Origin of the sequence: Collimonas sp. NPDC087041 (genome assembly GCF_044745265.1) — a bacterium.
GTDB lineage: Bacteria > Pseudomonadota > Gammaproteobacteria > Burkholderiales > Burkholderiaceae_D > Collimonas.
On sequence record NZ_JBIUZX010000006.1, the window covers coordinates 75,647 to 88,955 of the forward strand.

Below are 13,309 nucleotides of genomic sequence, written 5' to 3' on the forward strand. Positions count from 1 at the left end.
TGCATTATCAACATAAAATTTGCCGCAGCAGATGCGGCGTGGCGGCGATTAACGTGCAGGATTTATGTCGGATTCGGGTAGAAAGCGGGACGCCGTTGCACTTGCCAGGATCATGGCAAGCGATTTGTCGATCTGATCAACAAAAGAAAATAAAGCAAAAAAAATACAAAAACAACAACCATGAATTGCCGTCACAACAATCAACTCAAGACAAGAACGCGGAGCGTCAGGTACGCTCCGGTTCGCAGCTAGAATGCCGACCAGACGCAGCCGGCACTGCTGTCACGCATGCGTATGCGAGGCTTCGTGTCCCTCTTCCGGCGCGCCGTAATTGCAACCGTCATCGGTATGGACGCAAGGTATTGTCTCGAATTGCAAGGTCGTGTGGTACACCGAAAATTGCTTTGCCAGGACATCCTTGAGCGCCGGCAGCAATTGCTGTTCCGCGCTATAGGCAGGATCATGCACCACATGCGCGGTCAGGCTGGCCTTGCCGCTGGTGAGCGCCCATAGATGGAAATCATGCACGCTCAACACGCCAGGGACGGCGCGCATGGCAGTTTGCACCTGGGCGATGTCCATCCCTTCCGGCACCCCCTCCAACAGGATATTCACGCTTTCCTTCAGTAGCACCCAGGTGCGTGGCAGCACCCACAGGCCGATCAGCACCGCAATCAACGAATCGACCCAGGCCCAACCGGTATAACGAATCAACAACGCGCCCGCGATCACCCCGAGCGAACCGAGCATGTCGCTCCATACTTCGAGATAGGCGCCCTTGACGTTCAGGCTGGCATCCTTGCCGCTGCTGAGCAGGCGCATGCTGATCAGATTGACTACCAGGCCGAACACGGCAATCACCAGCATGCCGGTCGACTGGATCTCGGCCGGGCTGCGGAAACGCTGGTAAGCCTCGTACAAAATATACATCGCCACCAGGAACAGCAATGCCGCATTGAATGCTGCTGCCAGGATTTCGAAGCGATGATAGCCGAAGGTACGGCGGGCGTCGGGAGCTCGCCGGGCAATGCGGATTGCCGCCAATGCAATCGCCAGCGCCATGGTATCGGTCAGCATGTGCGCAGCGTCTGAAATCAGCGCCAGGCTGCCCGTGACGAGGCCGCCGATCACCTCCACCACCAGGAAAGTTGATGTCAGCGCCAGCGCAATCCAGATATATTTTTCGTTCTGGCTGCTGGGTAAGGCATGGGTATGGCCTGCGCTCATGGATATCCTCGGAATGCGTGTTGTTCGTAATGTATCAGTGTTGACGCGATGCGTTCTGCAATCGATTTTTTTCGACGTCGTATGCCTATTAAAAACCCTTTAGCTACTTCAGGGTCAAGCAGACATATAAAACATTCCGTAATGCCGAAAGCGGACTACACTAATGTGTGCGCTTCCCCACAACCAAAACGAAGGAAAGAAAATGGCTAAGCTACTGAAAAATGTCAGGCCGTCGTTGTTCGCTTCTGTCGCCCTGGCGCTCCTGCTGGGAGCGTGTTCGACCATGTCCATGGATATGGGACATACCAGCAAGATCAGCCTCGATGGCGCACACGAAGTGCCTCCTACCGGCTCGTCGGCGACCGGCAGCGGAACCATCGTGGTGGCAGCCGACAAGTCTGTCAGCGGCAGCATCACTACCGACGGCATACAAGGCAAGGTGGCGCACATCCATGAAGGCGCGGTCGGCAAGAACGGGCCGGTTCTGGTAGGACTGGTCAAGACTGGCGACAACACCTGGTCGGTACCGGCCAACACCAAATTCACGGATGCCCAATATGCCAGCTACTTGGCCGGCAACCTGTACGTCAACGTGCACAGCGCCACCAATCCCGCGGGCGAAATCCGCGCACAATTGCTGCCTTGATCCTGACTGCTGCAACCGCCATGCCTGCTCCGTAGACAATCCATCGTACCGGACAGCCATGGCGGCCAGCCCATATTCTGAATAGACGCATGCACCCTGCCCTTCGCATTTCCGGCGCCATCGCTCTTGCTGTCGCACTTGTCGGCGGCGCATTATTTGCAATCGATCGTTCTGCCACCAATCAGTCCACGCAGGACAACGTAAAACCCGCCGACAGCCAGGCAACGGCCCACAATCCGGCGTCCGTCACGCCACCCACGACGCCCGCCGTCGCCGCGCTCGCCGACAACCCCCAGACCGTAACGCCGCAACGTTCGAGCGAACCGGTATTGGAGCACGTCGGCACCATCGCCAAATGCCGTATTGACGGCAAGATCGTCTACACCGACAAAGGTTGTCCGCGCGGCAGCAGCGGCGAATCGCTGCAAATCACCGACAACGCGATCATTCCCGGCTACGACCGGGCGACCGTTGAAAACACGCTGCGCCAGCCGCCCCCACCCGTGGCGCAGGCAGCGCCTCCGGGCAGCGTCATCGAGCCGATCACCTCAATCGGCACCGAACCGAGTGTCGACTGCACGGCGCTGGGGCGTCGGTTCGAGTGGCTCGATTACAACTACAACCGCGCCCGCCACTGGCAAGCGCCGCACATCCGCGACCGCATGCGGCGCGAACGGGACGAAGTGCAAACCAGGATGTTCTGGGGCCATTGCTGACGTTGAAGATTCGTTTTTTTTTGGTCCAGAGCGTGTTACCGCGCTGGCGTCATTTAACGCCCAGGCCTAGTAGCGCAAGTCGCCGCGGCTTACCGTCGATATCGCCACGTACCAGTTGCAGCGAACGGGTTTCTATATAATCCCGGGTCTCCGGCCTGTTCAACAAGGGCCGGGTGCGGTGCAGCGCCGTGATCAGTTGCGGGGTCAGATTATCCAGAACCGGCCGCACGTCGCGGCTGAGATCAGCCACCTGGTCAAATTTGCCGCGCCCCTCGGATCGCCATTGGTCTTGTAACTCCTGCTGCAAGGCTTTGCTGGCATCGAACTGGGCCTGGAAAAATTTTCGGACAAAAGCCGGGTCCAAGCCGTCGGCCTGTTTCAACACATCGTCCAGGATAAGCTTCTCGCGCGGTGGATCGTTGATGGGCGCGCCGGAGTTCCACTTGGCCTTGGCCACTTGCGGCGCTACCGCCAGGCGCTGGTCGATCAGGATCAGCAACTGGTCAATCTGTTCGCTATCGGATATCGTCAGGGATGGCGGAACGCTTTGGCAGGCGGCGAGCGCCGCGAGCAGCAGAATGGCGAGCCAGCGGCCGAATTGGCCTGGAATTTGCATCTTCATATTTTTCATGAGTTCTCTCTTTGGGGCTAGCTCATTTTCAGTGGTTGGACTAGACGTAACATTCGCTCGTCGGGCGAACCGTTTTATCGAACTGAACGTACACTATCGACTTTGTATTCTATAAGAACTTACATGCTGTCAACACTAAAACTCATTGCCGCCGATCCGAACTCCGATGACATCGATCACTTGGTGGCCTTGATAAAGACGTTGCGCCCCAACAAACCTGAGCTCGGCGAACAAGCTGCCGAGAAGGTACGCATATTGGTGCAACTACTGCATGGCGAACCGGCCCAGGCCAGTGCGCTGCGCCATTACGTGCTGCGGCTATTTTCCACTCGTCGTCAAATCAGCCTGTACACCGACACCGGCATCTTGCCGAATGCCGGCTTCTTTACCGAACTATTCCAGCGCCTGTCGTTCCGGCTGTTGCCGCCAGCGCTGGATGAAAACTACTTGCGCGATTGCCTGGACCGCCTGCTGCCGAAAGAAACCGATTATCTCTGGATCAATGCAGTGCCAACCGCCGATTGGCTGGCGCTGTTCGCTTTGCTGAGCAATGCAGCGCCGTACACCGATGCCGAAAACAATGCGGCCAGCGATGCGATCGACCGCCACAAGACCATCGGCGAAATGCTGGAAGCGATCCAGACCCTCTCTTATCGCATCAGTGCGATGGGCCTGGAGCCGGCTTTGCTCAGGCTGTATCCAAGCATCGATGAATTCGAATCGCCGTTCCTGATGCAGAACGTCGAACTGCATCTTTATCTGAACAGCTATCGCCAACACCTGGCCGCTGCCGATTCAGCTTTCGGCCAGGCCGAACTGCCGCCGTTGGAAGATGCGCGCCACCTGTCCGTGATGCTGGACCAATGCGAGACCATCGTACTCAAGATCCGCAAGAATGCGCTGCGCATGGGCAGCAGCGTGTCGCTGACCTACCTGCTGGTGCGCCTGGAGCAAAGCATCGCGCGCCTGCGCAAGCTGTTGACGCTGGTTGATGTCGGCGACGTCAGCATCGCTGCACCCAACACCGAAAAACTCGAAGCCCCTCTGGACCAGAGCGAAATCGACGCGCAAGCCGCAGCCAAGCAGCTTGCCAAGCGCACCCAGGCGTTAAGCTTGGCGCAGGAGCTGATCGAAGGCCACAACCGCAAATACGCAGTGCGCGAACTGTTTGCCGACAACATCAACCTGCTGGCCCGTAACGTCACTGAAAACGCCAGCCGTACCGGCGAACACTACATCGCCGAAGACCGTTCGGAATACGGCAAGATGTTCCGTTCTGCCGCCGGCGCCGGATTCGTGATCGGCTTCATGTCCATGTTGAAGATACTGGCATCCTACCTGCGCGCCGCGCCGCTGGTGGAAGCCTTCCTGTTCAGCATGAACTACTCGGTCGGCTTCATGCTGATCCATGTATTGCATTTCACGGTCGCCACCAAGCAACCGGCCATGACCGCCTCGCGCATCGCCTCCGGCCTGCAAAGCCGCGACGGCCGCAACATCGATATCGAAAGCCTGGTCGAGATGATCGTCAAGGTGATCCGTACCCAGTTCATTGCGGTTGCCGGCAACCTGGTGATCGCCTTCCCGGCGGCCTACCTGATCGCGCTCGGCTACCAGGCACTTTTCGGCCACCATTTGGTTTCTCCCGACAAGGCGGCGCATCTGCTGCACGATATCGACCCGTTCGCCAGCCTGGCCTTGTTCCATGCCGCCATCGCCGGTGTGTGCCTGTTCCTGGCCGGCCTGATTTCCGGTTACTACGACAACAAGGCGCTGTATACCCACATGAGCAAACGGGTGGCACGCGCACACTGGCTACGCGGCATTCTGGGCGAAGCGCGCCAGGCTCGTTTCGGTGAATACCTGGAGCGCAACCTGGGTGGCCTGATGGGTAATTTCTATTTCGGCATCCTGCTGGGCACCATCGGCACCATCGGCTTCATGCTGGGCTTGCCGATCGACATCCGCCATATCACCTTCTCCGCCACCAACTTCGCCACCGCCCTGGTCGGCCTGGACAACCACATGAGCTGGCAAACCGCCGTCACCTCAGTAATCGGCGTCATCGGCATCGGCACCGTCAACCTGTGGGTCAGCTTCTCGCTAGCCCTGTTTGTCGCCCTAAGAGCCCGCCAGGTCCGCTTCCGCCACGGCTTGACCCTGGCCAAAGCAGTCTTCAAACGCTTCTGCAAAGGCCCGATGGATTTTTTCATCCCGCCGAAAAAGGTGGCGATTCCAGAGGAAGAACACCCGGCTGCATAAAATCAAATCCGATCGCTCAAGGGAAAAAATTCCGGGGGCGCTCGCTTTTTTCCGGACGAACATAACTGATGCACCACCGAACGTACTCCGTAGTCCGTTAAAAGGGGTCAGAGTAATTTTCGCAAAAGACTGCGAAAAAAAACTCTGACCCCATTTAACTGCGATGGGTTGGTTTTGACGTTGCAGTTGCAGTTGCAGTTGCTTTTGACGTTGCCGTTGCTTTTGACTTTTCGCATGCTGACGTTGCCAAATGAGACGTGCGACAGTCGGGAATTATGGGACACATGTTTGAGCGCAGCGAGTTTGTGTCCCATCCGACTGGCGCGCGTCTCATTTGGGGACCCGCCAACGGCGGGCAACGGCTGTGCGATCGCCTTTCTTTGCTTACTTTCTTTGGCGAAGCAAAGAAAGTGAGCGGCTGCCGGGCCGCCCCCGGCAAGCTTCCACGGAGTAGCAACCGCTTTAAGTAGCGCAGGATGAACACGCTGAGGCACCGTCGCACTCACTCCGTGGCCCGTTAAAAGGGGTCAGAGTAATTTTCGCAAGAAGCCGCGAAAAAAACTCCGACCCCATTTAACTATGTGGTGGATGATTCCACATCCATCAAACGCAGCAGAAAAGACAATTCGAGTAAGCACTCCAGCAAGCACCCCCACAACACTGTAATATCCAAACGGCAACGAACATCAACGCCACGAGATATGGAAAACACGTTGAACAACCCCGTGCCGCAATGCCGAATCAATCGACTCACGCGATACGCTGCCCTGCTGCTCAGCATCCTCACGGCTGCCTGCTCAACCCTGCCCGATGTCAGCAACCTCAGCACATCGCTCGCGCAGAAAGTCCCGACCGCCACCAGTGCAACCACCGGCCCAGTCCTCGACCAGGCCCGCCTGGCAGAACTCGAAGCCGCCGCCACCGGCAGCCCGCTAGTCCAAGGCAACAAAGTCACCCTGCTATTCGACGGCCCCGAAACCATGACAGCGATGATCGCCGCCATCGAACAAGCCACCAGCACCATCAATTTTGAAACCTACATATTCGACCAGGATGAACTGGGCCAGCGCTTCGCCGATCTGCTGATCGAAAAGCAACGCGCCGGCGTGCAAGTCAACGTCATTTACGACAGCGTCGGCAGCATCGGCACTCCTAGTGAATTTTTCGAAAGGATGCGCGCCGCCGGGATCAAGATGCTTGAGTTCAATCCGGTCAACCCGCTCAAGCGCTTCGGCCGCTGGCAACTGAATCATCGCGATCATCACAAGATACTGGTTGTCGACGGCAAGATTGGCTTTACCGGCGGCGTCAACATCAGCGCCGCCTATGCCAATAGCTCCTTGTTCCGCTCGCGGCGCCGCGTTGCAGCCAATGAAATCGGCTGGCGCGATACGCATGTGCAGATCGAAGGTCCTGCGGTCGCTTCGCTGCAATTGCTGTTCCTGCAAACGTGGGCCAGTCAGCACAGTGAAGATTTGCCCGACCTGAATTATTTTCCGAAACTGGGCAAGGCCGGCGACAAGGCTGTGCACGTCCTCGGCAGCCGGCCGGATGGCGATTATGGCATCTACAAAGCCTACATCCTGGCGATCCAGCAAGCGCGGCAAAGCATCCACATCACGACGCCCTACTTCGCCCCTGACCGACAACTGGTGAATGCACTGGTAGCAGCGGCACAGCGCGGCGTCGACGTCACGCTGATCCTGCCCAGCGTTTCGGACAGCGGACTGGTGTTCCAGGCCGGCCGCTCGTTTTATACGCAACTGCTGGAGGCCGGCATCCATATTTACGAACTGCAGCTGACGGTATTGCATGCCAAAACCGCAGTGATCGACGGCGTCTGGTCGACCGTCGGCTCTGCCAACCTCGACATCCGCAGCTTCCTGCACAATTACGAAGCCAACGTGATCGTGATCGACAGCGATTTCGGCAATGAAATGGAAAATGCCTTCCAGGAGGACCTGCTCGACTCCGACCAGATCACGCTTGGACAATGGCAGCAGCGGCCGTTTTCCGAGCACATCAAGGAATGGTCGGCGCGCTCGCTCGGCTACTGGTTATAGCGCGTGGGCGTCGGCCCAGGCCAGCATGGCTTGCAGGAATCGGCGCAAGGTCGGCCGTACCCGCGCTGCCCGTTCTTCATCGAAGGCAAACGGCAACTGTTCTTCCATGTAGGTGATCTGGGTCTGCTCCAGCTGGACCGCATGGATGTTCTGTTCCGGCTTGCCGTAGTGGCGCGTGATGTGGCCGCCTTTGAAACGTCCGTTCAGCGCATGGCTGAAGCCGTCATCCGTCGCCAGCGCGGCGATCAGTTGCAGCTGCTGCGCCAGCTCCGGCGCGCAGGAACTGCCGGATGCCGTACCAAGGTTCAAGTCCGGCAGCCGGCCCTCAAAGAAACGCGGCACTACCGATGCGATGGAATGAGCATCCCATAGCATCGCCACGCCATGTTCGGCACGCATGCGCTGCAATTCATTCTGCAACTGGTTGTGATACGGCTCCCAATGATTGGCGATGCGACGCTGAATTTCGTTGTCGTCGGGCTGCTTGCCATCTTGATACAAGGCTTCTTTATGGAAGGTGTCGATCGGGCACAGGCCGGTTGTGTCCTGCCCCGGATACAGGTTGACGTTGTCACGCGGACGATTCAAATCGATCACGTAGCGCGAATGGGTCGCCACCAGCACCGAGGCGCCAATCTCATGCAGAAAGTCATACAGCAACGGCATGTGCCAATCGGTGTCGGCCATCTGTAGCGCGACAGGCGTCATGCTGGCAGCGATCTCCGGCGGGATGTATTCGCCGGCATGCGGCATCGAAACCAGCAACGGCAAGCGGCCGCGCCGGAATATGAATTTTTCTATCGTCGTATTCATTTTGTCTCCGAGTTCAATCGAGCAATCCCTTGAGTGTATCTCCATATGCCCTGGCGCTGCTTTCCTGCAGGCCATGGCGATGATCGCGGATCACCCAGTGACCGCCGACCATGACATCGCGCACCGGGCTGGCGCCGTGCTGGCAAAAGACGAAGCTGTCGAGCTGCTGGTCGCCTTGTTTTCCGGCCTGGTCGGCATGATGTGGATCCAGCACCAGCAGGTCGGCGCGTTGCCCCACCTGCAAGCCGGCCACCGCCCTGCCGCTAGCGGCAGCGCCACCGTGCAAGGCCTGTCGATACAGATAAGCACCGACCGACGCGGCGCCATCGCTAGCCGCAACCCCAGTCAGCACATTGCGCTGCCGATGCAGCAGGCGCTGACTGTATTCAAGCAAGCGCAATTCTTCCGCAGCGCTGGTAGTGACATGGCTATCCGAACCGATGCCCCACACGCCTTGCGCGGCGGCGTAGTCGACGCCGTTGAAAAAGCCGTCGCCGAGATTGGCTTCGGTGGTCGGACAGATGCCGGCTACTGCGCCGCTGCGCGCCAGCCGGACGGTTTCATCGGCATTCATGTGGGTTGCATGGACCAGGCACCAGTGGCGATCGACCTCGACATGATCCAGCAGCCAGGCCACCGGACGCGCGCCCAACGCAGCGACGCAATCGTCAACTTCCTTGGTCTGTTCCGCGATATGGATATGCACCGGCGCCTGCGCATCCCACTGGCGCAGCTGGTCCAACATGGCTTGCAGCGATTGCGGCGACACCGCCCGCAGCGAATGCGGCGCAACGCCGTAGCGCAGCCCGGCATGCTGCGGATGCGCCGCCTGCAAGCCTTGTAGCGCCGCCATGATCCACTCCGGCGAATTGATGAAGCGCGCCTGCCCGGCATGTGGCGCCTGGGCGCCGAAACCGCTGTACTGATAGAGCACCGGCAGCAAGGTCAGGCCGATACCGGCTTCCTGCGCTGCGTCTATCAGGCACACCAGGTTTTCAGCCGGATCGGCATACGGCTTGCCGCCAATATCGTGATGCAGGTAATGAAATTCGCACACCGAGGTATAGCCTGCCTGCAGCATTTCAATATACAGCTGCAGCGCAATCGCCTTCAAATCGGCCGGCGACAATTTGCCCGCGAACTTGTACATCAACGTGCGCCAACTCCAGAAGCTATCGCTGAAGCCGGCCTGTGCCTGCGAGCGGTATTCGGTGAGGCCAGCCATCGCGCGCTGGAATGCGTGCGAATGCAAGTTGGTGATGCCGGGTAGCACCGCAGCAGCAACGCGCGGCGCCAGTGCGAACTCGGCGGCGTCAGGACTGACATTGGTCAGGATGCCGGCCTCGTCCCACTCCAGCAGGACATTGTTGCACCAACCCTGCGGCAACAGCGCGCGGTCGGCAATCAGCTGCTTCATGACTGGATTCATGGCTGTCCTCGGGTAATGCTGCCGCCACGCACCACCGTGCGGCAAGGATTGAGACCGGACCAATAGGCCAGCTCGGCCAGTGAGTCAACCGACCAGACCACGAAATCGGCAGTCCGTCCCGGCTCAAGCAGGCCGTGCCGAGCGCCCTGGCCAATCGCTTGTGCAGCATGGATGGTAATGCCCTGCAATGATTCCGCCACCGTCATGCGGAACAATGTGCAGGCCATATTCAACATCAGCAGCAAGGAGGTGGTCGGCGATGTACCGGGATTGCTGTCGGTCGCCAGCGCCATTGGTATGCCGTAACGTCGCAGCAGATCGAGCGGCGGCTGTTTGGTTTCGCGGATGAAGTAATAGGCGCCTGGCAACAGCACCGCTACGGTTCCGCTACGCTGCATGGCGATCACATCGGCTTCTGTCAGATGTTCCAGGTGATCCACCGACAAGGCATTGAAACGTGTCGCCAACTGCGTACCGCCGATATTCGACAGTTGTTCGGCGTGCATCTTGACCGGCAGGCCGAGACGTTGTGCAGCGTTGAAAACCCGTTCGCTTTGCGCGACCGAAAAGCCGATGTTCTCGCAAAACACATCGACCGCATCGACCAACCCTTCGCCATGCAGGGTCGGCAGCATGACGTCGCAGACCAGCGCGATATAGTCGTCGGCACGGCCCAGGTATTCCGGCGGCAGCGCATGGGCGCCAAGGAAGGTCGTATACACCGTGACCGGATAGTGCTGCCCCAGGCGTCGCGCCACACGCAACATCTTGCGTTCGCCGTCCAGGTCCAGTCCGTAGCCGGATTTGATTTCAATCGTTGTCACGCCTTCGGCCAGCAGCGCTTCAAGCCGCCGCGCCGCCTGCTCGAACAAACTGTCTTCATCCGCCAGCCGGGTGGCGCGCACGGTCGAGACGATACCGCCGCCGCGCCGCGCGATTTCCTCGTAGCTGGCGCCGGCCAGGCGCAATGCAAATTCATCGGCGCGGTTGCCGCCGTAGACCAGATGTGTGTGGCAATCGATCAGCCCGGGCGTAATCCAGCGGCCGCCGACATCGTGACGCGGCAACGCCGGATCGGAAAACTCGGCCGGTAGCGATGCTTCGCTGCCAAGCCAGGCAATGACGCCATCGCGCACCACGATGACGGCGTCGACAATGGCGTGATCAGGATTGCCGGCCGGCGCGACGCGGGCGTTGTGCCAGACGCCATCGGCCGAGCGTATTGGATTAACTTGGTTCTGCGGCATGGCGGCCTTCCTGTTGCAGATTGATGTTGATGCTAATGCTGATTAATACACTACCGGCATGCAAGGAACGCAACGACACCGGACCGGACAGATCATCGCAAACCAGGGCTTGCCGCTCCATCAGCGTCGCCTGCTCACCCTGATCGCCCAACACTTCCCAGCCGCCTTGGACGCAATATAGCAAGTCGCAACCCTCGGCCAAATCCTGGTCGGCGTGCCAGACCTGCAACTCCCCGGTCGCGGCGCCACGGCGCAGCATCAGGTTGAAATCGCGGCAGGCGCCGCCGTCCAGCCGAGCGGCAACCTGCTGCTCACCGCGAAAGCGATGCGGCTGCAATGGCAACAACGGCACAGCGGCGCCGTCTTCCGCCAGCAGTTGCATGCCGTCGCCGGCCAGCAAGGTAATCACCCGGTCGACACCGGCAAAGCTGGAAAACGCACCTGACTGGGCCACATCGGCAATGCTCACACGCCACAGGAAGGTGTCGAAGGAAGACGCAGCCGGATAGCTGTATAGCTCGCGCGTCACGCCACCACCATTTTTCCAGGGCGTCGCCGGCAAGTCTTCGAAGCGGATCAGTTTCATTGATTGCTGCCGTCCTTCAAAGGTTTTATCAGGCGTATAACTCAGTGAATAACGATGCGCAGCTGGCGCTGACAGTACCTTGCAGCACCAGTTGCTTCGCCGCTTCGATATCGGGTGCGAAGAAACGATCCTTGTCGTAGAACGCTACCTGCTGGCGCAAGCGCTGCAACACTTCAGCCAACAACGGCGAAGTGGTCAGCGGCAGATGGCAATCAACGCCTTGCGCCGCAGCCAGCAATTCAATCGCGACGATGGTAGCGGTATTGTGCGCCATCTCGTGCAAGCGGCGGCCGGCGAAGGTCGCCATGCTGACGTGGTCTTCCTGGTTGGCGGAAGTCGGCAAACTATCAACGCTGGCGGGATGCGCCAGCGATTTGTTTTCCGACGCCAGCGCAGCCGCAGTCACGTGCGCAATCATGAAACCGGAATTGAGGCCGGACGATTGCACCAGGAACGGAGGCAGACCCGACAGCGAGGAGTCGATCAACAATGCGATACGGCGCTCGGACAAGGCGCCGATTTCAGCAATCGCCAATGCCAGCGTATCGGCGGCAAAGGCCACCGGCTCGGCATGGAAATTACCGCCCGAGATGACTTCATCGTGTTCGGCATAGATCAGCGGATTATCGGTCACCGCATTGGCTTCGATCAGCAACGTACGTGCCGCATTGCCGATCAGGTCGACGCAAGCGCCCATCACCTGCGGCTGGCAGCGCAAGCTGTACGGATCTTGTACACGTTCGTCATTGACCAGGTGCGATTGGCGGATCGCACTGCCGCTCAGCAATTGGCGATAGATCTTGGCGGTGGCGATCTGCCCCGGCTGGCCGCGTACTTCATGCACACGCGGATCGAACGGCGCATCGCTGCCGCGTGCTGCGTCGACAGCCAACGCACCGGTAACGGCAGCCGCTTCCAGCACGCGCTCGGCCAGGAACAATCCGTGCAGGGTCAATGCAGTAGAGACCTGGGTGCCGTTGATTAGCGCCAGTCCTTCCTTGGCGGCCAGCACGATCGGCGCGATGCCGGCCTGGGCCAGCGCTTCCTTGGCGTCGACCAGTTTGCCGTCGACCCGTACCTGACCTTCGCCCAGAATCGCCAGCGTCATGTGCGACAACGGCGCCAGATCGCCTGATGCGCCGACCGAACCTTTGACCGGGATGCACGGCATGATGCCGGCGTTGTAAATCGCCAGCAAGGTATCGATCACTTGCGCCCGAATGCCGGAAAAGCCACGCGCCAGGCTGCCGATTTTCATCGCCAGGATCAGGCGCACCGCGCCATCGTCGATGAGGTCACCGGTGCCGACTGAATGCGACAGGATCAGGTTGCGCTGCAGCAGTTCCAGCTGTTCATCCGGAATGCGGGTCTTGGCCAGTTTGCCAAAACCGGTGTTGATGCCGTAAGCGGCATCGCCGCGTTCGACGATCCGGGCCACGGTGGCAGCCGAGGCGTTGATCGCGGTATAGGCAGAGGCCGGCAATTGCAGTGGAACGGCATCGGCCCAGATACTACGGATTTCGGCCAGCGACATTTTTCCCGGTTGCAGGGTCAACGATGTTTTCATGTTCATTTCTTTCACAATTCACTATTCATTTCAATTCTACGGACAATCCCGATGCCGTAGGGCGCGCGCGTAGTTGTGCCCGCGCGGAATCCGGCAGCAAGCGGGCGCAAATGCGCGCCCAC

The 13,309-nt window shown here is 59.3% G+C and carries 11 protein-coding genes; 4 read left to right on the forward strand and 7 right to left on the reverse strand.

Annotated features, from left to right (window positions below; genetic code table 11):
* Nucleotides 1-282: 282 nt before the first annotated feature.
* Nucleotides 283-1,227, reverse strand: coding sequence for a cation diffusion facilitator family transporter (locus tag ACIPF8_RS12750; protein WP_400421447.1), 945 nt, complete (start codon nt 1,225-1,227; stop codon nt 283-285).
* A gap of 202 nt (nt 1,228-1,429) precedes the next feature.
* Between ACIPF8_RS12750 and ACIPF8_RS12755 the strand changes: the two genes are divergently transcribed.
* Together ACIPF8_RS12755 and ACIPF8_RS12760 are read left to right on the forward strand one after the other, a co-directional pair.
* Nucleotides 1,430-1,873, forward strand: coding sequence for a CHRD domain-containing protein (locus ACIPF8_RS12755; protein ID WP_400421449.1), 444 nt, complete (start codon nt 1,430-1,432; stop codon nt 1,871-1,873).
* Nucleotides 1,874-1,962: 89 nt separating this feature from the next.
* Entirely contained in the window at nt 1,963-2,589 is a 627-nt protein-coding gene (locus ACIPF8_RS12760; RefSeq protein ID WP_400421451.1) for a hypothetical protein, read from the forward strand.
* A 49-nt stretch (nt 2,590-2,638) separates the two neighbouring features.
* On the opposite strand, the gene aroQ is transcribed toward ACIPF8_RS12760, so the two are convergent.
* Entirely contained in the window at nt 2,639-3,220 is a 582-nt protein-coding gene (aroQ, locus tag ACIPF8_RS12765; protein WP_400421453.1) for a gamma subclass chorismate mutase AroQ, read from the reverse strand.
* A gap of 123 nt (nt 3,221-3,343) precedes the next feature.
* On the opposite strand from aroQ, the gene ACIPF8_RS12770 reads away from it, so the two are divergent.
* Nucleotides 3,344-5,482, forward strand: a complete 2,139-nt coding sequence (locus ACIPF8_RS12770; protein ID WP_400421455.1) for a site-specific recombinase — start codon at nt 3,344-3,346, stop codon at nt 5,480-5,482.
* A gap of 713 nt (nt 5,483-6,195) precedes the next feature.
* Nucleotides 6,196-7,545, forward strand: coding sequence for a cardiolipin synthase (gene cls, locus ACIPF8_RS12775; protein WP_400421457.1), 1,350 nt, complete (start codon nt 6,196-6,198; stop codon nt 7,543-7,545).
* Here the strand turns inward: cls and hutG are convergent.
* The 5 genes from hutG to hutH are packed head-to-tail and all read right to left on the reverse strand — an operon-like array spanning nt 7,540 to nt 13,187.
* Nucleotides 7,540-8,358 (reverse strand): N-formylglutamate deformylase, encoded by an 819-nt coding sequence (hutG, locus tag ACIPF8_RS12780; RefSeq protein WP_400421459.1) that lies wholly within the window; start codon nt 8,356-8,358, stop codon nt 7,540-7,542. The genes cls and hutG overlap by 6 nt on opposite strands.
* Before the next feature lie 13 nt (nt 8,359-8,371).
* Complete coding sequence (locus ACIPF8_RS12785) at nt 8,372-9,787, reverse strand: formimidoylglutamate deiminase (RefSeq protein WP_400421461.1); 1,416 nt, start codon at nt 9,785-9,787, stop codon at nt 8,372-8,374.
* A complete protein-coding gene (hutI, locus tag ACIPF8_RS12790) occupies nt 9,784-11,034 on the reverse strand; it encodes an imidazolonepropionase (RefSeq protein WP_400421463.1) in 1,251 nt (416 codons plus the stop codon). Before hutI ends, ACIPF8_RS12785 begins: the two co-directional genes overlap by 4 nt.
* Entirely contained in the window at nt 11,015-11,620 is a 606-nt protein-coding gene (locus tag ACIPF8_RS12795; protein WP_400421465.1) for a HutD family protein, read from the reverse strand. Before ACIPF8_RS12795 ends, hutI begins: the two co-directional genes overlap by 20 nt.
* Before the next feature lie 28 nt (nt 11,621-11,648).
* Entirely contained in the window at nt 11,649-13,187 is a 1,539-nt protein-coding gene (gene hutH, locus ACIPF8_RS12800; RefSeq protein WP_400421467.1) for a histidine ammonia-lyase, read from the reverse strand.
* Nucleotides 13,188-13,309: the final 122 nt, after the last annotated feature.

Bases quoted from the DNA above. Each gene is read 5' to 3' on its own strand.
- ACIPF8_RS12750 (WP_400421447.1), bottom strand. From the start codon at position 1,227: ATGAGCGCAGGCCATACCCATGCCTTACCCAGCAGCCAGAACGAAAAA.
- ACIPF8_RS12755 (WP_400421449.1), top strand. From the start codon at position 1,430: ATGGCTAAGCTACTGAAAAATGTCAGGCCGTCGTTGTTCGCTTCTGTC.
- ACIPF8_RS12760 (WP_400421451.1), top strand. From the start codon at position 1,963: ATGCACCCTGCCCTTCGCATTTCCGGCGCCATCGCTCTTGCTGTCGCA.
- aroQ (WP_400421453.1), bottom strand. From the start codon at position 3,220: ATGAAAAATATGAAGATGCAAATTCCAGGCCAATTCGGCCGCTGGCTC.
- ACIPF8_RS12770 (WP_400421455.1), top strand. From the start codon at position 3,344: ATGCTGTCAACACTAAAACTCATTGCCGCCGATCCGAACTCCGATGAC.
- hutG (WP_400421459.1), bottom strand. From the start codon at position 8,358: ATGAATACGACGATAGAAAAATTCATATTCCGGCGCGGCCGCTTGCCG.
- ACIPF8_RS12785 (WP_400421461.1), bottom strand. From the start codon at position 9,787: ATGAATCCAGTCATGAAGCAGCTGATTGCCGACCGCGCGCTGTTGCCG.
- hutI (WP_400421463.1), bottom strand. From the start codon at position 11,034: ATGCCGCAGAACCAAGTTAATCCAATACGCTCGGCCGATGGCGTCTGG.
- ACIPF8_RS12795 (WP_400421465.1), bottom strand. From the start codon at position 11,620: ATGAAACTGATCCGCTTCGAAGACTTGCCGGCGACGCCCTGGAAAAAT.
- hutH (WP_400421467.1), bottom strand. From the start codon at position 13,187: ATGAAAACATCGTTGACCCTGCAACCGGGAAAAATGTCGCTGGCCGAA.